Genomic DNA, 19,367 nt, shown 5'->3' on the forward strand with positions numbered 1-19,367 from the left:
GCCCGACAACTCCATTCAGGCCGCCATTTCAAGCACGCTCGCGTCGCCACACGACATTCACTTTTCTTTTATTAATTTCCAAGTGAAAATAATTCACCGGCGAAACAAATAAAACAAGGCATTCAAAACCGGATAATCCGGAAGCCGCAGCTTAAAGCAAAACCCCCACGCCGATCGTGCGCCAGCCCACCGAACCGGTGATTTCGCCTGTTATATAAAAAACCCACCAAGTCTTTACCCACAAAGGCTTTCAGTTCGATTACCCACACAATTCAGAAATACCGCTCAATAGCGTTACCATCCCTACATATCCCGATTTTTTTGAAAGTCGGCCACCCCGCCGATTAGTAGACTCGCTCCATCTTCGGTGTAACGAAACCCGACCGGCGCGTCATGCAGCCACGGCTGCCGCATGTCCATTCGCGTCACACGTCACCGTGGAATGCGCATTCGCCGCATGCGGCGAATACCACTTCAAAACAAGAAAGAGGGCATGTCGTGAATCACTCATTTCGATCGATCTGGAGCGACGCCGCCGGCTGCTGGGTCGCGGTCGCGGAAACGACACGGGCGCGCGGCAAGCGTTCAGGCCGCGAATCGGGCGCAAGCCGCCGTGCCGCCCGCACGGCGATCCGCCGCTCGCCGCTGCGCGTCGCCGCGCTCGGTGCGGCGCTGGCCGCGCTGTCGGCCGGCTCCGCGTACGCGTCGAGCTGCGGCGACGGTTCGGCGGTCGCGAGCGGCGGCAGCTGCGCGCTCGGCAGCGTCAGCCCGACCGTGAACGACAACCTGGCCGGCGCCACGACCGTGTCCGGCGGCGACGCGGTCGGCGTGACGGGCGCATGGACGGCGCAGAACAGCGGCGACGCCGGCTACACGCGCATCCCGTTCGGCACGACGACGATCGTGTCGGGAAATCCGGATCAGCCGCTGGTGTCGCTCGGCGGCAAGACGCAAAGCATCGGCACGCCCGACACGATCATGGGCACCCATACGTCGGTCGCCACCTACGACTCGTCCGCGTTCGCCGCATCGACGGTCGGCGCGACCGACGTATCCGTCTACCGCGACGTCAACGGCGACCAGTACGTGAACACGCGGATCGGCACGGTCGACCGCTCCGGCGGCACGCTGAACGTGTCGATCGGCAATCCCGCCAACGCGCCCGGCTCGGCCGGCAACGCAATCACGCTGGCCGCGAAGCAGACGGACCTCACCGTCGCTGACGGGACGGGCGCCACCCCGAGCGTCGTCAACTGGAATTCGCGCAACCAGGTCTGGTTCACCACCGGCGACTACCTCGCGAGCGGCGGCTCCGTCGGCAACCTCCAGCTCGACGTGCCGGCCTATGCGGGCACCTTCACCGCGTTCGACGGCAGCACGTGGACCGTCAGCGACGCCGCGTCGCTCGCCGCCTACAACGACTTCCTCGTGCGTTCGGTCCGGAGCGGCGCGCTCGGCTCGCAGGCCGCGTACGACACCGCGTTCGGCCAGGCCGTCACGTTCTCGAAGGAGACCTTCCAGTACGCGAACAACGTGTCCGCCGGCGACAAGAACACGCTGCCGATCGATCACCTGTCGGCAATGCACGGCACCGGCGCGAACGCGACGCTGCAGATCGGCAAGGACGGCCAGATCGACTTCCGCGGCACCAACACGATCGCATCGAGTTCGGCCGTCGTCGCGGAAAACGGCGCGCACTTCGTCAACGACGGCCGCCTGTCGGGCGATTTCACGCTCGTGCGCCTGCTGAGCGGCGCGAGCGGCGTCAACAACGGCGTGATCTCGTCCGGCTACGCGTCCGGCGACAATTTCGACACGAGCAGCGGCACGCCGCCCGACAACTTCGGGTTCCATGCGTACACCGAGGGCAACGGCGTGTACGCGAACGGCTCGGGCACCTCGTTCGTCAACCACGGCATGATGAACGTCGGCGCGTGGACGCTCGCCGGCAACCGCCCCGACCTGCAGAACTACGCGGTGGCCGTGACGGGCGGCGCGAACGCGTCGAACGCCGGCACGATCAACGTCGGCGTCAACGCGACGACGCTCGACAGCCAGGTGATCGGCGGCTTCGCGGCGGGCGGCACCTTCACGAACGCGGCCGGCGGCACGATCTATCTCGGCCGCGCGGCCCAGTACGGGCCGGGGGCGGCGGCGAACGACGTCGCGCTGTCCGCGCACGCGTACGGGATCCTGCTCGGCGCGTCGGGCACCGCCAGCAACCGCGGCTCGATCGTGATCGGCTCGCAGACGCAGAACGGCGCCGGGATGGCGAGCATCGGCTCGTCGTCCGGCACGCTGCGCAACGCAGGCACGATCGTCGTGAACGGCGCGGCGCCCGGCACGCCGCTCGCGAACGTCGGCATGCTCGCGGCCAACACGGCCGCGACCGTGACCAACACCGGCACGATCACGCTGAACGGCGTGAACGGCATCGGCATCATGGTGGTCGGCACCGGCTCGAGCGCAACGGCCGCGACGTCGACCGGCACGATCAACGTGGCCGGCGGGCTCGATCCGGCATCGGACACGCGCAACTACGGCGTGTGGGCCGAAGGGCCGCGCGCGAAGGCCACGGTCGACGGCGCGCTCAACCTGACGGGCACCGGCGCGATCGGCGTCCATGCGCGCTCGGGCGCGACGATCAACGTCGACGCGAACGCGGTGCCCGACTTCAAGTCGGGTACGAACCAGATCGGCTTCTATGCATATGGCGCGGGCTCGAAGATCAACGTCGCCGCGCAGCACCTGAGCGTCGATACCGACGATTCGACGCTGTTCCGCATGGCGGGCGGCGCGGCCTATACGGGTGCATCGGCGGCCGGCACGCTGACGACCGACGTGAACGGCCAGCGCGCGCGCGGCGTGCTCGCGACCGGTGCCGGCACGGCGCTGTCGACCGGCCACGCCACCTACAACGTCAACGGCGCGAACGGCATCGCGGTAGCGGTCGAAGGCGGCGCGAACGGCACGATCGACTCGGGCGCGACCATCAACCTGAATGCGGCCGGCGCGATCGCGGGCGTCGTCGACGGCCAGGCGCACGACCTCGCCGGCGCGAATGCCGGCGCACCGGTCGCGACGACGCTGACCAACGATGCCGCGGTCGCCTCGTCGACCGCGGGCGTGACGGGTTTCGTCGCGCAGAACCTCGGCACGCTCGACAACCGCGATACGGTGCTGCTGAGCGGCGCAGGCTCGACGGGCGTCGTGGTCGGCACGCTCGGCACCGTGAACAACGCGTCGGCGATCCGCGTGGCCAACGGCACCGGCGCGCTCGTGCAGGGCGCGTCGGCGACGCTCGCCAACGCGGGCACGATCGAGGCCGACGACGGCGTCGCGGGCGTGCACCTGACCGGCGCGGGTGCGTCGGTCGCGCTGTCGGGCGCGGGCACCGTCGTCGCGAACGGCAGCGCCGACGGCGTGCTGATCGACTCGACCGTCTCGAACGGCGGGATCGCGGCCGGCGCGACGTCGATCGCGGCGGGCGGCGCCGGCAAGGGCATCGACAACCTCGGCACGAACACGACGATCGCGCTGTCGGGCACGCAGATCGGCACGACCGGCAATGGCGCCGACGGGTTGTCGTCGACGGGCACGGGCGCACGCATCGCGACCGACGCGGCGACCGTCGTACGCACCGCCGGCGACAACGCACGCGGCCTCTTCGTGACGGGCGCGGATTCGACGCTCGCGGCCGACGGCACGACCGTCGCGACGACCGGCGCCGGCGCGCATGCGATCGTCGCGGGCAGCGGCGCGACCGTGTGGCTGTCGGGCACGAAGGTCTCTGCGGCGGGCGCGGCAGCCGATGGCCTCGTCGCGCGCAACGGCGGCCGTATCGGCGACACGGGTTCGTCGCTCGCGAGCGCGGCCGGCAACGGCGCGACCGTCGACGGCGGCGGCGTGCTCGCGCTGAAGGGCACGACGCTCAGGGGCGCGACGGCCGGCGTCATGAGCACGGACACGCTCGCGACCGGCGCGACGAGCTCGGTGCGCGTCGACGGCGGCAGCGTCGCGTCGGTCGCCGGGCCGGCATTCGCTGCGCGCGGCAGCACCGTCGACATCGCGGTGCGCAACGGCACCGTCGTGACGGCCGGCAACGGCACGCTGCTGGACCTCGCGAACGGCAGCACCGCGACCTTCAACGCATCGGCCGTGAATCTCGCCGGCGACATCGTGTCGGACGCGTCGAGCACCGGCAACGTGTTCCTGACGAACGGCACGACCCTGACCGGCGCGATCGACCCGGTCGCGCTGACCGTCGACGGCTCGAGCACGTGGCACATGACCGGCAGCTCCGTGCTGAGCAGCCTGAACAACGCGGGCCTGGTCGCGTTCGCCGCGCCGTCCGGCGCGCCGACGGCCGCCGCCAGCTACCGGACGCTGACGACCGGCAGCTACGTCGGCAACGGCGGCACGATCGCGCTGAACACCTACCTCGGCGCCGACGCATCGCCGACCGACCGGCTGATCGTGAACGGCGGCACCGCGAGCGGCACGACCGGGCTGAAAATCGCGAACACGGCCGGCACCGGCGCGCAGACGACGGGCGACGGGATTCCGGTGGTCGTCACGGCCAATGGCGGCACGACTACCGCGTCGGCGTTCCATCTCGCGGGCCCCGTACAGGCCGGCGCGTACGAATACCGTCTCTACCGCGGCGGACAGGGCGATGCGAACGGCTGGTACCTGCGCTCGCAACTGGACCCGACGGACCCCGGCGATCCGGTCGGCCCGTCCGTCATCGAGGGCGGCGACAACGGCGGCGATCTCGCGTACCGTCCGGGCGTCGCGGGTTATGCGATGACACCGCTGCTCAACGCCGACTACGGCTTCTCGACGCTTGGCAAGCTGCACGAGCGCGTCGGCGACATCGATAACCTCGAGAAGCAGGCGCCGGGCAACCGCGACGGCGTGTGGGGCCGCATCGGCGGACAGAGCCTCGACGCGAACGCGGGCCGCTTCGCGGCCGACGAGCGCACGTTCTTCGCGCAGTTCGGCAAGGACTGGACGCTCGACCAGGCGCCCGCCGGCGGCAGCACGCATGCGGGCGTGACGGCGAGCATCGGCGTCGCGAACACGAGCTTCAGCGACACGGCACGCGCCGACACGGCCGGGCTGTCGACGTCGACGGGCTCGGTCGAGATGCACGCGCAGAGCATCGGCGGCTACTGGACGCGCTACCTGTCCGACGGCACCTACTTCGACAGCGTCGGCCAGGTCACGCACTACGGCAACCGCTATCGCGACAGCTACGGCAACGAGGCCTCGCAGAACGGCTTCGGCATCGCGCTGTCGCAGGAGGTCGGCAAGCCGTTCGGGATCGGCGGCACACCGATCGCGGTCGAGCCGCAGGCGCAGCTGATGTACCAGTACCTGAAGCTGAACGGGTTCAACGACAACGTATCGGCCGTGTCGGGCACGACGACCCACGCGTTGCGCGGACGCGTCGGCGTGCGCGTCTTCCGGCCGAACCTCGACGCGAACGCGGGCGGCGGCGCCGCGACACCGTACTTCACGGCTGACGTGCTGCACGACTTCCTGTCGCCGGGCCAGACCGTCGTCGGCGGCACGCCGTTCGCGACGCACCTGGGCCGCACCTGGTACGAGCTCGGCCTTGGCGTGACCGCGGGCTTCGGCAAGTCGGGCGCGTTGTACGCGAACGTGAAATATGCGCGCAACATCGGCGGCGATTACCGGCGCGGCGTGACCGGGCAGGTCGGCTACCGCTACAGCTGGTAACGCCCGACTCGGCAACCCGTACGCTGCCACCGGCGGGCGACGGGCAGCCCGCGAAAAAAAACCGCCCGGTGTTCAGCCGGGCGGTTTTTTTCATCGGCGTGCATGCGGCACACGCGCTGCACGAACGCTCAGTGCAGGATTTTCGCGAGGAAGTCCTTCGCGCGGTCCGACTTCGGATTCGAGAAGAAATCGTCCTTGCGGTCGTCCTCGACGATCGCGCCCTTGTCCATGAAGATCACGCGATGGGCGACCTTCTTCGCGAAGCCCATCTCGTGCGTGACGACCATCATCGTCATGCCTTCCTGCGCGAGTTCGACCATCACGTCGAGCACTTCGTTGATCATCTCGGGATCGAGCGCGGACGTCGGCTCGTCGAACAGCATCGCGATCGGATCCATCGACAGCGCGCGCGCGATCGCGACCCGCTGCTGCTGGCCGCCCGACAGCTGGCCCGGAAACTTGTGCGCATGCGCCTTCAGGCCGACGCGATCGAGCAGCTTCATGCCCTTCTCGGCCGCTTCGTCCTTGCCGCGGCCGAGCACCTTGACCTGCGCGAGCGTCAGGTTCTCGGTGATCGACAGGTGCGGGAACAGCTCGAAATGCTGGAACACCATTCCGACCTTCGAGCGCAGCTTCGACAGGTTCGTCTTCTTGTCGCCGACCGACTGGCCGTTCACGAGGATCTCGCCCTGCTGGAACGGCTCGAGGCCGTTCACGGTCTTGATCAGCGTCGACTTGCCCGAGCCGGACGGGCCGCACACGACCACCACCTCGCCTTTCTTGACCTCGGTCGTGCAATCGGTGAGGACCTGAAACTGGCCGTACCACTTGGAAACGTTCTTGATGGAAATCATCTTGTGACCTTTTTCTGGAGACCTTTGACGAGGGCAGACGCCACCGAGCAAATCACGAAATAGCATGCACCCGCGAACAGGACCATCTCGACGGTCGTGCCGTCGCGATCGCCGACGTTGGCGGCCGTGCGGAAGAAGTCCGCGAGACTGATCACGTACACGAGCGACGTATCCTGGAACAGGACGATCGCCTGCGTGAGCAGCAGCGGCACCATCGCGCGGAACGCCTGCGGCAGGATCACGAGGCGCATGGCCTGCGCGTAGTTCATGCCGAGCGCGAACGCGGCGTTGACCTGCCCGCGCGGCACCGCCTGGATGCCGGCGCGGATGATCTCGGAATAATACGCGGCTTCGAACAGCGAGAACGCGACCATCGCCGACGCGAGGCGAATGTCGATCGTCGGCGACAGCCCGAGCACGCCCTGCAGCACCTGCGGCACGATCAGGAAGAACCACAGCAGCACCATCACGAGCGGGATCGAGCGGAACACCGTCACGTACGCCTTCGCGAACCACGCGAGCGGCTTCACGCCCGACAGCCGCAGCAGCGCGAGCAACGTGCCCCAGACGATGCCGACGACGATCGCGATCAGCGTGATCTTGAACGTGACGATCGCCCCCGTCCACAGCGTCGGTATCGCGCCGGGAATACTACTCCAGTCGAACTGATGCATCACTTGCCTCCGATGTAGCCCGGCAGCCGCGTGCGGCCTTCGATCCAGCGCATGAACGCCATCACGACGAGGTTGATGATCACGTACGCGAGCGTGACCGCGATGAACGACTCGTAGGTCTGCGCGGTGTAGTCGACGAGCTGGCGCGCCTGCGCGGACAGGTCGAGGAGGCCGATCGTCGACGCGACCGCCGAGTTCTTGAAGATGTTCAGGAACTCGGACGTGAGCGGCGGCACGATGATCCGGTACGCAACCGGCAGCAGCACGTAGCGGTACGTCTGCCATTGCGTGAAGCCCATCGCGAGGCCGGCCGCGCGCTGGCCCTTCGGCAGCGCGTTGATCCCCGAGCGCACCTGTTCGCACACGCGCGCGCCCGTAAACAGGCCGAGACAGATGATCGACGAGGTGAAGAACTGCGTGGTCGGCGGCAACTGCTTGATCCAGGTGCCGATCGACGCGGGCAGCAGTTCGGGCACGACGAGGTACCAGATGAAGAACTGCACGATCAGCGGGATGTTCCGGAAGATCGACACGTACACGGTGCCGATCGCGGACAGCCATTTGTTCGGCACCGTGCGCAGCACGCCGAACAGCGAACCGACGATCAGCGCGATGACCCAGGCGACGAGCGACACCTCGATCGTCACCCAGAAGCCGGACATCAGCCATCCGAAATAAGTCGTCGGCTCGCCGGTCGAGACGGGGCTCAGGAAGACGCCCCAGTTCCAGTGGTAAGACATGGGCAAGACTCCAGCAAAAAGAAACGGAAGAAGCGTGGCCTCTTCCGTTTCAGTAGCGTCATTTCTGCGTCAACGGCCGCGTGGTCAGTCGAGCGCCTTGTCGTTCGGGTTCGCGTACAGCTTCTTCATCGAATCGGACAGCGGGAAGTTCAGGTTCAGCCCCTTCGGCGGGATCGGGTTCTCGAACCACTTCGCGTAGATCTTCGCGGCTTCGCCCGACTTCTCGACTTGCGAGATCGCGTCGTCGACGACCTTCTTGAAGTCCGCATCGCCCTTGCGCATCATGCAGCCGTACGCCTCTTCCGACTGCGGCGTGCCGACGATCACCCATTCGCCCGGCTGCTTCGCCTTCGCGCGCTCGCCCGCGAGCAGCGCGTCGTCCATCATGAACGCGACCGCGCGGCCGGACTCGAGCGTGTTGAACGAGTCGCCGTGGTCCTTCGCGCTGATGATGTTCATGCCCAGCTGCTTATCGTTGTTCATCTTGCGCAGCAGGCGCTCGGACGTCGTGCCGGCGGTGGTCACGACCGTCTTGCCCTTCAGGTCGGCGAAGTCCTTCACGCCCGAATCCTTCTTCGTCATCAGGCGCGTGCCGATCACGAAGATCGTGTCGGAGAACGCGGCCTGCTGCTGACGCTCCAGGTTGTTGGTCGTCGAGCCGCACTCGATGTCCACCGTGCCGTTCTGCACGAGCGGGATGCGGTTCTGCGACGTCACCGGGATGTTCTTGACCTGCAGGTTCGGCAGGTTCAGCTTCTTCTTCACCGCGTCCACGATCTTCATCTGGAATTCGCGCGAATAGCCGACGACCTGCTGGTTCTGGTCATAGTAGGAGAACGGAATCGACGATTCGCGGTGGCCCAGCGCGATCACGCCCGTGTCCTTGATCTTCTTCAGCGTGCCGGTCTCCTGTGCATGCGCGCCGCTCGCGAACGCGCACAGCGCCGCGACCATCAGGACTGCCTTGTGGTATTTCATTTTGGTCATCTCCTTGGCTAAAACCCGCGCCAGTGTATCAAAGTAATATTTTTGAAAGTACTGGTTGTTTACCGCACTACGAATCGCGCTGTGCGAAGCCGTCCTCCCGGCTCCGGGCGCCCGTTTCGGCACCTGAATGCGCGCGCGGGCGATGCCGGATTCGGCACCGCCCGCGAGGGTTCATGCACGCAATCGGGTGGATTGCGTCATGCTTTGATCGTAGTCAACCGATCGACAATCGGCAACGACGGATCAGGGGTACAGGCCGCGCATTTCGCGCGCCATCAGGATGCGCTTGCACGCGACGATGAACGCCGCCGTACGCACCGACACCTTGTGCTCTTCCGCGACCGCCCACACGCCGGCGAACGCTTCGCGCATCACGCGCTCGAGACGGTGGTTGATCTCGTCTTCCGTCCAGAAGAAGCTCGAGAAGTCCTGCACCCACTCGAAGTACGACACGGTCACGCCGCCCGCGTTCGCGATCACGTCGGGGATCACGAGCACGCCGTTCGCGCTCAGGATGTCGTCCGCTGCCGTCGTCGTCGGGCCGTTCGCGCCTTCGACGATGATCTTCGTGCGGATCTTCGCTGCGTTCTTCTCGGTGATCTGGTTTTCCAGTGCCGCCGGGATCAGGATGTCGGTCTCGACCGTCCAGAACTCGTCGTTCGGCATCGGCTCGGCGCCTTCGAAGCCCGCGACGCCGCCCGTGCGTGCGACGTGGTCGAGCAGCTTGTTCGAATCGAGGCCGGCCGGCTGGTAGATCGTGCCCGTGTGATCCTGCACCGCGATCACCTTCGCGCCCGCTTCCTGGAACAGCTTCGCCGCGATGCCGCCGACGTTGCCGAAGCCCTGCACCGCGATGCGCGCGCCTTCGATTTCCAGGCCCTTCTTCTTCGCCGCTTCGGAGCCGACGACGAACACGCCGCGGCCGGTTGCTTCCTTGCGGCCGAGCGAACCGCCGAGCGCGATCGGCTTGCCGGTCACGACGCCGGTCGACGTCTGGCCCTGGTTCATCGAATACGTGTCCATCATCCACGCCATCACCTGTTCGTTGGTGTTGACGTCCGGTGCCGGAATGTCGGTGTTCGGGCCGATGATGATGCCGATTTCGCTGGTGTAGCGGCGCGTCACGCGCTCGAGCTCACCACGCGACAGCTTGCGCGGGTCGACGCGGATGCCGCCCTTCGCACCGCCGTACGGCACGTTCACTGCAGCGTTCTTCACCGACATCCATGCCGACAGCGCCATCACTTCCGACAGCGTCACGTCCTGGTGGTAGCGCACGCCGCCCTTGCCCGGGCCGCGCGACACGTTGTGCTGCACGCGATAGCCTTCGAAGTGCGCGACGGTGCCGTTGTCGAGCTCGATGGGGCAGTCGACGATCAGGATGCGCTTCGGACGCTTCAGCGTTTCGAGCCAGCGCGACAGCGAACCGAGGTACGGCGCGACGCGATCGACCTGCTGAAGGTAGTTGCCCCACGGGCCGAGATCGTCGGCGTGAAGGTAGGACGGGATGGACTGCAGTTGCGAAGACATGGACACTCCAAGTTCAACGGATTGCGCACATTGTCGAAAAACCCCTTTTTTTTATCCAATGCCGTTTGCTTATTCGATTATGCGTTTCTTGCATGATCGTGATTTTTCGCAAATCCGCGGTCGATTTGCGCAAGAACGCCCGCGATCGGCCATGCATCGCGTGCGTGAAAAATCGTCGGCGAAAGTCGCGGGACGCCCGCCGGACGGGCGTCCGAGCGGCGTCGAAAGCGGCTCGTCAGTCGCTCGCGCCCGACCGGCCCGGTTGGCCCGGTTAACCGCCCACGGTTAACCGGTGGTTTCGCGCAGTTCGTCGCGCACGACGTCCCACAGCGCGCGCACGAGTTTCTGGTGCGGGTCGTCGCCCTGCAGCGCGAGCTTGTCGCAGTACAGGCGGATCTCCATCGTCAGCGTGAACGGATGGGTGCCGCCGCGCGCGGCACGGTCGAGCCGGATCAGGCGGCCGCTCGCCACCGCATCCTCGACCGCGCTGTGCGGCAGGAACGCGACGCCGTGGCCCGCGAGCGCCATCGCCTTCAGCCCTTCCGCCATGTCGGTTTCGTAAACACGATCGAGGAACAGCGACGTCGGTGCATTCGCCACGATGACTTCGGTCATCCGGCCGAGATACGCGTTCGGCGTATACGACAGGTACGGCACGCGCGCCTCGGCCGTGCCCGGCAGCGTGTAGCGCGGCCGGCCCGCACGGCCCGGCGCCGAAAACGCGCTGATCGGCTCGCTGCCGAGCACCAGCATGTCGTAGCGGGCCGGGTCGAGCGCGACCGGGTGGCTCGGGTGGTGGTAGCCCATCACGAGATCGCAGCCGCCCTCGACGAGCGACAGCACGGCATCGTGCACGTTCAGCGCGCGCAGCCGCGTGTGGACCTGCCCCATCTTCGCCTCGATCCGCTGCAGCCAGCGCGGAAAATACGTGAGCGACAGCGTGTGCGGCACCGCGAACTCGATCGTCGGCACCGGCGCGCCGACGTGGCCGCGCAGCAGCGTGCGCGCCTCGTGCGCCTGCGACAGCATCGTCAGCGCCTGCTCGTAGAAGATCTGGCCGGCCTGCGTGAGCCGCGTCGGATAGACCGAACGATCGATCAGTTCGGTCGCGAGCCACGCCTCGAGCGCCTGGATACGCCGCGAGAACGCGGGCTGCGACACGTGCCGCAGTTCGGCGGACCGGCTAAAGCTGCGCGTTTCCGCGAGCGAGACGAAGTCTTCGAGCCATTTCAGTTCCATGCGGGCGGGCGCGGCGGGCGGCGGTCGGGAAGAAGCCAGCATTCTACCGGCGGGCGGGCCGGCCGGCCCGGCGGCGTGGCGGGCGCCCCAGCGAGCCGGCGCGGGCGCCTGCCGGCAGGCCGGTCGCGCGCCGCCCGGGCGCCGGGCGGGTGCCGATCGCCCGCGGCGGCCGCGGCCGGACCGGTTCGGCCGGGATCGCCCCGCGGCGATGGTAAAATGCCGGATTCTTCCCCCCTCGCTCGACCCGGCCCCAAGGCCCGCCCGATCATGTCCGACACTCGTCCCGATACGCTTTTCGCCCTCACCGCGCTCTCGCCCATCGACGGCCGCTACGCCAGCAAGACCGAAGCGCTGCGCGACTGGCTCTCCGAAGCCGCCTTCATGCGCCACCGCGTCACCGTCGAGGTGCACTGGCTGATCGCGCTGTCGCGCGCCGGCTTCGCGGAAGTCCCGCGCTTCTCCGACGCGTCCGAACAATTCCTGCTGCAGTTCGCCGAGCGCTTCACCGCGCACGACGCCGCGCGCATCAAGGAAATCGAGCGCGTGACGAACCACGACGTGAAGGCCGTCGAATACTGGCTGAAGGAATCGGTCAAGGGCCAGGCCGAACTCGAGAAGGCCAGCGAATTCATCCACTTCGCGTGCACGTCCGAAGACATCAACAACACGTCGCACGGGATGATGCTCGCCGGCGCGCGCGAGCACGTGATCGTGCCGGCGCTGCGCACGGTCCACCAGCGCCTCGTTGCGCTGTCGCACGCGCTCGCCGAGCAGCCGATGCTGTCGCGCACGCACGGCCAGCCGGCCAGCCCGACGACGCTCGGCAAGGAACTCGCGAACGTCGCCGCGCGCCTCGCACGCGCGATCACGCGCATCGAGAAAGTCGAGATCCTCGGCAAGATGAACGGCGCGGTCGGCAACTTCAACGCGCACCTGTCCGCGTATCCGGAATTCGACTGGGAAGCGTTCTCGCGCGACGTGATCGAGAACCGCCTGAAGCTCACGTTCAACCCGTACACGATCCAGATCGAACCGCACGACTACATGGCCGAGCTGTTCGACGCGGTTGCGCGCGCGAACACGATCCTGCTCGACCTCGATCGCGACGTGTGGGGCTACATCTCGGTCGGCTACTTCAAGCAGAAGACGAAGGCCGGCGAAATCGGCTCGTCGACGATGCCGCACAAGGTCAACCCGATCGACTTCGAGAACTCGGAAGGCAACCTCGGCCTCGCGAACGCGACGCTGCGCCACCTCGCCGACAAGCTGCCGGTGTCGCGCTGGCAGCGTGACCTGACCGACTCGACGGTACTGCGCAACATGGGCGTCGCGCTCGGCTATTCGCTGCTCGCGTACGACTCGCTGATCCGCGGCCTCGACAAGCTCGAAGTCAACCCGCAGCGCCTGAACGAAGATCTCGACAACTGCTGGGAAGTGCTCGCGGAGCCGGTGCAGACGGTGATGCGCCGCTACGGCATCGAGAACCCGTACGAACAGCTGAAGGAACTGACGCGCGGCAAGGGCATCACGCGCGAAGCGCTGCAGGAATTCGTCGCCACGCTGGCGATCCCGCAGGATGCGAAGGACCGCCTGCTCGCGATGACGCCGGCGTCGTACATCGGCAAGGCCGTCGAACTCGCGAAGCGGATCGCGTAAGCGCCGCCGTCGCCGGACGGAAAAAAAGCCCGATGCGAAATTGCTCGCATCGGGCTTTTTCTTTGGCGGCTCGCGCGCGCTCGACGAAAAAAGGCGCCCCGAGGGGCGCCTGTCTCACTGCGGCCTCACGATTGCCGCGAACCGCGCTCAGTGCGCGTGGCCGATCTTCGCCATCACCTGATCGACGATCTGTTCGGGCGTCAGCTCGATGCTGACCTCGATCGCCTCGTCCGGGCCCGGCTCTTCGAGCGTGTCGAGCTGGCTCTTCAGCAGCGACGGATCGAAGAAATGGCCGGTGCGGCTTTTCAGGCGCTCGTGCAACACCTCGAACGAGCCCTTCAGATACACGAACCGCACGTCGGTGTCGGTGCCGCGCAGCACGTCGCGGTACGACCGCTTCAGCGACGAGCACGTGAACACGGCCGTCTCGCCGGCACGCTGCTTTTCCTCGATGGCCGCGCGGATCGTGCGCAGCCACGGCCAGCGGTCGTCGTCGGTCAGCGGAATGCCGTTGTGCATCTTTTCCTTGTTCGCCGCGCTGTGAAATGCGTCGCCGTCGGTATAGCTGCACGACAGGCGTTCTGCCAGCATTTCGCCGATTCGCGATTTGCCCGCGCCCGACACGCCCATTGCGATCAGAATCATTGACTACCCCTTGTTACAAAACCACGCTCAGCAGCAGCGTAAAGCTCAGACCGAGCACCGAGATGATGGTTTCAAGCAGCGACCAGGTCTTGAACGTCTGGCCGACCGTCATCCCGAAGTATTCCTTGATCAGCCAGAAGCCGCCGTCGTTCACGTGCGAGAAGATCAGCGAGCCCGAGCCCGTCGCGAGCACCAGCAGCTCCGGACGAACCGCCGCGCCCGACGCCGCCGCGATCGGCGCGACGATGCCGCAGGCCGTCGTCATCGCGACCGTCGCCGAACCCGTCGCGAGACGCATCAGCGCCGCGACGAACCAGCCGAGCAGCAGCGGCGACAGGTGCGCGTGCTTCGCGGTCTCGACGATCTGCTGCGAGATCCCGCTGTCGCGCAGGACGCCGCCGAAGCCGCCGCCCGCACCGACGATCAGCGTGATGCCGGCGATCGGCGCCAGGCATTCGCCGCAGAACTTCTGGATCTGGTCGCGGTTGAAACCCTGCAGCTTGCCGAACGTGAAGAAGCTCACCAGCACGGCGATCAGCAGCGCGACGTCGGAGTTGCCGGCAAAGCGCAGCAGGCTGTTCGGCAGCGACTTCGGCGTGAAGATCAGGTCGGCCCAGCTGCCGACCAGCATCAGGATCACCGGCAGCAGGATCGTGAACAGCGTGATGCCGAAGCTCGGCAGTTCGCGCTGCTTGCCTTCCGTGTGCGATTCGACGAACTGCGCGGCGAGCGGATTGTTCTCCGGCAGCTTGACGAACTTCGAGATCATCAGCGCGAACAGCGGGCCCGCGACGATCGCGGTCGGCACGCCGACGATCAGGCCGAACGCGATCGTCTTGCCGATGTCGGCACCGTATTGCTGGACGGCCAGCAGCGCGGCCGGGTGCGGCGGAATCAGCCCGTGCACGACGGACAGGCCCGCGACCATCGGCAGGCCGACGACGAGCAGCGACTTGCCGGTGCGCTTCGCGACGTTGAACGCGATCGGGATCAGCAGCACGAAGCCGACTTCGAAGAACACCGGCAGGCCGACGATGATCGCGACGAACATCATCGCCCAATGGATGTTCTTCTCGCCGAACCAGTCGATCAGCGTGGTCGCGATCCGCTCCGCGCCGCCCGATTCGGCCATCATCTTGCCGAGCATCGTGCCGAGGCCGACGACCACCGCGATGTGGCCGAGCGTGTTGCCGTTGCCGGTCTCGAACGACTTGACGATCTTGTCCATCGGCATCCCGACCACGAGGCCGAGGCCGAGCGAGACGATGATGAGCACCAGGAACGGATAGATCTTGAACCGCGCGATCATCACGATCAGCGCGACGATCGCGATCACGGTATAAATGAGCAGCATGCTGCCTTGGACAGCCCCCATGTGGCACTCCTCCTAGGATTGTTCGAACCGGGCGAGTTGTTGCGAGTATGCCCGGCTATGCAGGTCTCCGAAACACGGGGGGTACCCACCCCGTGAGGACGCTGAATTTTACTTATCTTTACGGTCCGCGGATAGAACCGGTTCCATCAGCAAAAACCCTCGGTAAAACAAGCACTAAGCGCTCGCTTACCGAGGGTCAAACGGTCGTTTCGTACAAGTCTTAACGGGGGAGCTGGCTCGCGGCTTGCGCGAGGCGCGTGACTTCGGCCCAGTCCTGCGCGGCGAGCGCGGCCTTCGGCGTGAGCCACGAACCGCCGACGCATACGACGTTCGGCAGCTTCAGGAAATTCGGCGCGGTGTCGACCGTGATGCCGCCCGTCGGGCAGAACTTCAGCGCCGGGAACGGACCGTGGAACGCCTGCAGCATCGGCACGCCGCCGGCCTGCTGCGCGGGGAAGAACTTGACGATCTCGTAGCCGAACTCGAGCGCCTGGATGATGTCGCTCGGCGTCATCACGCCCGGCAGCAGCGGCAGGCCGGCGTCGAGCGACGCGAGGTGCAGGTCCTTCGTCAGGCCCGGCGACACGCCGAACTTCGCACCCGCGCGCTTCGCCTGCTCGCAGTGCTCGGGCTTCGTGATCGTGCCGACGCCGACGACGATGTCGTCCGCGAGCTGGCTCGCGCGCTGGATCGCCTCCAGGCCGGCCGGCGTGCGCAGCGTGATCTCGAGCACCTTGACGCCGCCCGCGTGCAACGCGCGCGACACGTGTTCGCCCTGCTCGACCGAGTCGAATGCGAGCACCGGAATCACCGGGCCCAGCTTCACGATTTCAGCAATCGTCTTCATCTGGAACACTCCTTGAAATTCATGCAGCGACGCTGACGGCCGTTTCGCCGACCAGCGTCCCGAAAACCGATGCGCCCTGCTCGGCTGGCGCGGCCGCCGAGCGGAACACGCCGAACAGTTCGCGCCCGAAACCGACCTCGTTCTCGGCCTGGTGCAGCGGCTGCGCGACCGGGCGCGCCTGCCACTCGGCGTCGTCGACCTCGATGTCGAGAATGCCGGCTTCCGCGTCGATCACAAGCGTGTCACCCGTCTTCACCTTGCCGAGCGGGCCGGCCAGCAGCGCTTCCGGCGACACGTGGATCACGGCCGGCACCTTGCCCGACGCGCCCGACATGCGGCCGTCGGTCACCAGCGCGACGTGGAAGCCCTGATCCTGCAGCACGCCGAGCAGCGGCGTCAAACGATGCAGCTCGGGCATCCCGTTCGCGCGCGCGCCCTGGAAGCGCACGACCGCGACGAAATCGCGCTTCAGCTCGCCGCGATCGAAGGCCTCCTGCACGGCTTCCTGCGAATCGAACACGATCGCGGGTGCCGTCACCTTGCGGTGCTCGGGCGCGACCGCCGAGATCTTGATCACGCCGCGGCCGAGCCGGCCCTGCATCAGGCGCAGGCCGCCGTCCGGCTGGAACGGGTCGCGAATGCCGCGCAGCACCTTCGTGTCGTGGCTCTCGGCCGTGCCGTCGACCCACGTCAGCTTGCCGTCGATCAGCTTCGGCTCCTTCGTGTAGTGCGACAGGCCGTGGCCCGCCACGGTCGTCACGTCTTCGTGCAGCAGCCCGCCCTCGAGCAGGTTGCGCACCAGGAACGCGACGCCGCCCGCCGCGTGGAAGTGGTTCACGTCGGCCTTGCCGTTCGGGTAGATCTTCGCGAGCAGCGGCACGACCGCCGACAGCTCGTCGAAATCGTTCCAGTCGATCAGGATGCCGGCCGCGCGCGCGATCGCGACGAGGTGCAGCGTGTGGTTGGTCGAGCCGCCCGTCGCGAGCAGCGCGACGATCCCGTTGACGATCGCCTTCTCGTCGATCACGTGGCCGATCGGCGTGTAGTGGCCGCGCTCGACCGTGAGGTCGAGCACGCGGCGCGCGGCTTCGGCGGTCAGCGCGTCGCGCAGCGGCGTGTGCGGATGGACGAACGCCGAACCCGGCAGGTGCAGGCCCATCAGCTCCATCAGCATCTGGTTGCTGTTCGCGGTGCCGTAGAACGTGCAGGTGCCGTGGCCGTGATACGCGGCCGATTCCGCTTCGAGCAGCGCGTCGCGGCCGACCTGGCCGGTCGCGAACTGCTGGCGGATCTTCGCCTTGTCGTCGTTCGACAGGCCGCTCGTCATCGGGCCGGCCGGCACGAAGATGGTCGGCAGGTGGCCGAACTGCAGCGCGCCGATCAGGAGGCCCGGCACGATCTTGTCGCAGATGCCGAGGCAGAGCGCCGCGTCGAACATGTTGTGGGTGAGCGCGATCGCGGTGCCCATCGCGATCGCCTCGCGCGAGAACAGCGACAGCTCCATGCCCGGGTTGCCCTGCGTGACGCCGTCGCACATCGCCGGCACGCCGCCCGCGAACTGCGCGACGCCGCCGTTCTCGCGCGCGGCGGCCTTGATGATGTCGGGAAAATCCTTGTACGGCGCGTGCGCGGACAGCATCTCGTTGTACGAGGACACGATGCCGATGTTCGGCTCGCGGATCGCCTTGATCTGGAACTTGTCGCTGCCTTCGAGACCCGCGAAGCCGTGCGCGAGGTTCGCGCACGACAGCGCGCCGCGCGCCGGGAACTTGCCTTGCGCGCCGTCGATGCGCTGCAGATAGGCGGAACGGGTCGATTGGCTGCGGGCGATCACGCGATCGGTGACTTTCGCCAGGGTGGGGTGCAGCGACGTCATGCTGGGCGCTCCTGTATGCCGGACGGACACCGGCGGTTGGAATCGTGGGGACGGTCGAGTGCATCGAACGAACGAAGCCAGTCTAGTAGAAAAACTACAAGCGCGCAATGCGGATCAGCATACGCGCAACTCACATCCCCGCCACCAGCAAGGCTTTCCTAGTGAAAACCCTAATCCACGACATCTTCCGTTGCAGAAATTGCCGACGATAGAGCTAGCATTTCCATGTAGATTTTCTACAATTCGATTGCGATACACTCCCTCATCCGAACCCGATTTCCATCCGCCGTCCCATGCTGCCTCGCATCGAAGCGATCCGCGCCGACCTGCGCCCGTCCGAGCGCAAGCTCGCCGACTACATCCTCGCCGCACCGCGCGAGGTGCTCGACCTCGCGATGACCGAGCTGTCGACCCGCGCGGGCGTCAGCCAGCCGACCATCGCGCGCTTCTGCCAGGCGCTCGGCTGCAGCGGCTTTCGCGAATTCAAGATCCGGCTCGCGCAGAGCGTCGCGCCGGGCGTGTCGTCCGTGTATCGCGACGTCGAGCCCGACGAGCCCGCGCCCGGCATCATCGGCAAGGTGTTCGACCGCACGATCGGCGCGCTGATCGAGGTGCGCAACAGCCTGTCGGCCGGCAGCGTCGCCGACGCGATCGCGCTGCTGTCGAACGCGTCGCGCATCGAGTTCTACGGCGCCGGCGGCTCCGGCATCGCCGCGCAGGACATCCAGCACAAGTTCTTCCGGCTCGGCGTGCCGAGCGTCGCGTATTCGGACCCGCACACGTTCTCGATGTCGTCGGCGCTGCTCGGGCCGCACGACGTCGTCGTCGCGATCTCGAACACCGGCCGCACGCGCGACATCGTCGAGGCCGCGCGCTCCGCGCTCGCGTGCGGCGCGAAGGTCGTCGCGATCACGCAGAGCCATTCGCCGCTCGCGAAGCTCGCGACGGTGAGCCTCGCGTCGAACGTCGCGGAGGAAACCGACGTGTTCTCGCCGATGACGTCGCGCATGTCGCATCTCGCGATCGGCGACATCCTCGCGGTCGGCGTCGCGCTGTCGCGCGGGCCCGCATTGATGGAGCGCGTCGGCCGCGCGAAGGAAGCGATCACGCGCCGCCGGATCGACGACGGCACGAAGGATTGACCCACGCACGGCGCCCCGCCGGCGCATGAGCGATGCAGAACCGACGCACGGTCCGGC

General features: G+C 66.9%; 13 protein-coding genes. 3 read left to right on the forward strand and 10 right to left on the reverse strand.

The window, feature by feature from the left end; all coding sequences use genetic code 11:
- Positions 1-498: 498 nt before the first annotated feature.
- Positions 499-5,745: an autotransporter outer membrane beta-barrel domain-containing protein gene (locus NQV17_RS02695; protein ID WP_257768551.1), complete on the forward strand. Its 5,247-nt coding sequence runs from the start codon at positions 499-501 to the stop codon at positions 5,743-5,745.
- 128 nt (positions 5,746-5,873) lie between these two features.
- Here NQV17_RS02695 and NQV17_RS02700 read toward each other — a convergent pair whose 3' ends face one another.
- From NQV17_RS02700 to NQV17_RS02725, 6 genes are all read right to left on the reverse strand, one after another.
- On the reverse strand, positions 5,874-6,599 hold the full coding sequence (locus tag NQV17_RS02700; protein ID WP_044848292.1) for an amino acid ABC transporter ATP-binding protein: 726 nt from the start codon (positions 6,597-6,599) through the stop codon (positions 5,874-5,876).
- Positions 6,596-7,273, reverse strand: coding sequence for a glutamate/aspartate ABC transporter permease GltK (gene gltK / locus NQV17_RS02705; protein ID WP_014898078.1), 678 nt, complete (start codon positions 7,271-7,273; stop codon positions 6,596-6,598). The genes NQV17_RS02700 and gltK overlap by 4 nt, the downstream gene beginning before the upstream one ends.
- The gene (locus NQV17_RS02710; RefSeq protein WP_044848294.1) at positions 7,273-8,013 is read right to left on the reverse strand and encodes an amino acid ABC transporter permease; all 741 of its coding nucleotides are present in this window, start codon (positions 8,011-8,013) and stop codon (positions 7,273-7,275) included. The genes gltK and NQV17_RS02710 overlap by 1 nt, the downstream gene beginning before the upstream one ends.
- A gap of 84 nt (positions 8,014-8,097) precedes the next feature.
- On the reverse strand, positions 8,098-8,991 hold the full coding sequence (locus NQV17_RS02715; protein WP_059581206.1) for a glutamate/aspartate ABC transporter substrate-binding protein: 894 nt from the start codon (positions 8,989-8,991) through the stop codon (positions 8,098-8,100).
- A 252-nt stretch (positions 8,992-9,243) separates the two neighbouring features.
- Positions 9,244-10,530: a Glu/Leu/Phe/Val dehydrogenase gene (locus NQV17_RS02720; protein ID WP_014898081.1), complete on the reverse strand. Its 1,287-nt coding sequence runs from the start codon at positions 10,528-10,530 to the stop codon at positions 9,244-9,246.
- 285 nt (positions 10,531-10,815) lie between these two features.
- Complete coding sequence (locus NQV17_RS02725) at positions 10,816-11,769, reverse strand: LysR substrate-binding domain-containing protein (protein WP_257768558.1); 954 nt, start codon at positions 11,767-11,769, stop codon at positions 10,816-10,818.
- Between the two features lie 267 nt (positions 11,770-12,036).
- On the opposite strand from NQV17_RS02725, the gene purB reads away from it, so the two are divergent.
- Positions 12,037-13,425, forward strand: a complete 1,389-nt coding sequence (gene purB / locus NQV17_RS02730) for an adenylosuccinate lyase (RefSeq protein WP_257768560.1) — start codon at positions 12,037-12,039, stop codon at positions 13,423-13,425.
- Positions 13,426-13,572: 147 nt separating this feature from the next.
- Here the strand turns inward: purB and NQV17_RS02735 are convergent, their stop codons facing one another.
- The 4 genes from NQV17_RS02735 to edd form a co-directional block, all read right to left on the reverse strand.
- Positions 13,573-14,070: a gluconokinase gene (locus NQV17_RS02735; protein WP_044844149.1), complete on the reverse strand. Its 498-nt coding sequence runs from the start codon at positions 14,068-14,070 to the stop codon at positions 13,573-13,575.
- 13 nt (positions 14,071-14,083) lie between these two features.
- Positions 14,084-15,445, reverse strand: a complete 1,362-nt coding sequence (locus tag NQV17_RS02740) for a GntP family permease (protein WP_044844150.1) — start codon at positions 15,443-15,445, stop codon at positions 14,084-14,086.
- Between the two features lie 220 nt (positions 15,446-15,665).
- Complete coding sequence (eda, locus tag NQV17_RS02745) at positions 15,666-16,292, reverse strand: bifunctional 4-hydroxy-2-oxoglutarate aldolase/2-dehydro-3-deoxy-phosphogluconate aldolase (protein WP_044844151.1); 627 nt, start codon at positions 16,290-16,292, stop codon at positions 15,666-15,668.
- Between the two features lie 19 nt (positions 16,293-16,311).
- A complete protein-coding gene (edd, locus tag NQV17_RS02750) occupies positions 16,312-18,168 on the reverse strand; it encodes a phosphogluconate dehydratase (RefSeq protein WP_257768565.1) in 1,857 nt (618 codons plus the stop codon).
- Between the two features lie 293 nt (positions 18,169-18,461).
- Here edd and NQV17_RS02755 point away from each other — a divergent pair, with 293 nt between their 5' ends.
- The gene (locus tag NQV17_RS02755; protein WP_044844153.1) at positions 18,462-19,310 is read left to right on the forward strand and encodes a MurR/RpiR family transcriptional regulator; all 849 of its coding nucleotides are present in this window, start codon (positions 18,462-18,464) and stop codon (positions 19,308-19,310) included.
- Positions 19,311-19,367: the final 57 nt, after the last annotated feature.

This window comes from Burkholderia sp. SCN-KJ (assembly GCF_024656005.1).
Taxonomy (GTDB): Bacteria; Pseudomonadota; Gammaproteobacteria; order Burkholderiales; family Burkholderiaceae; genus Burkholderia.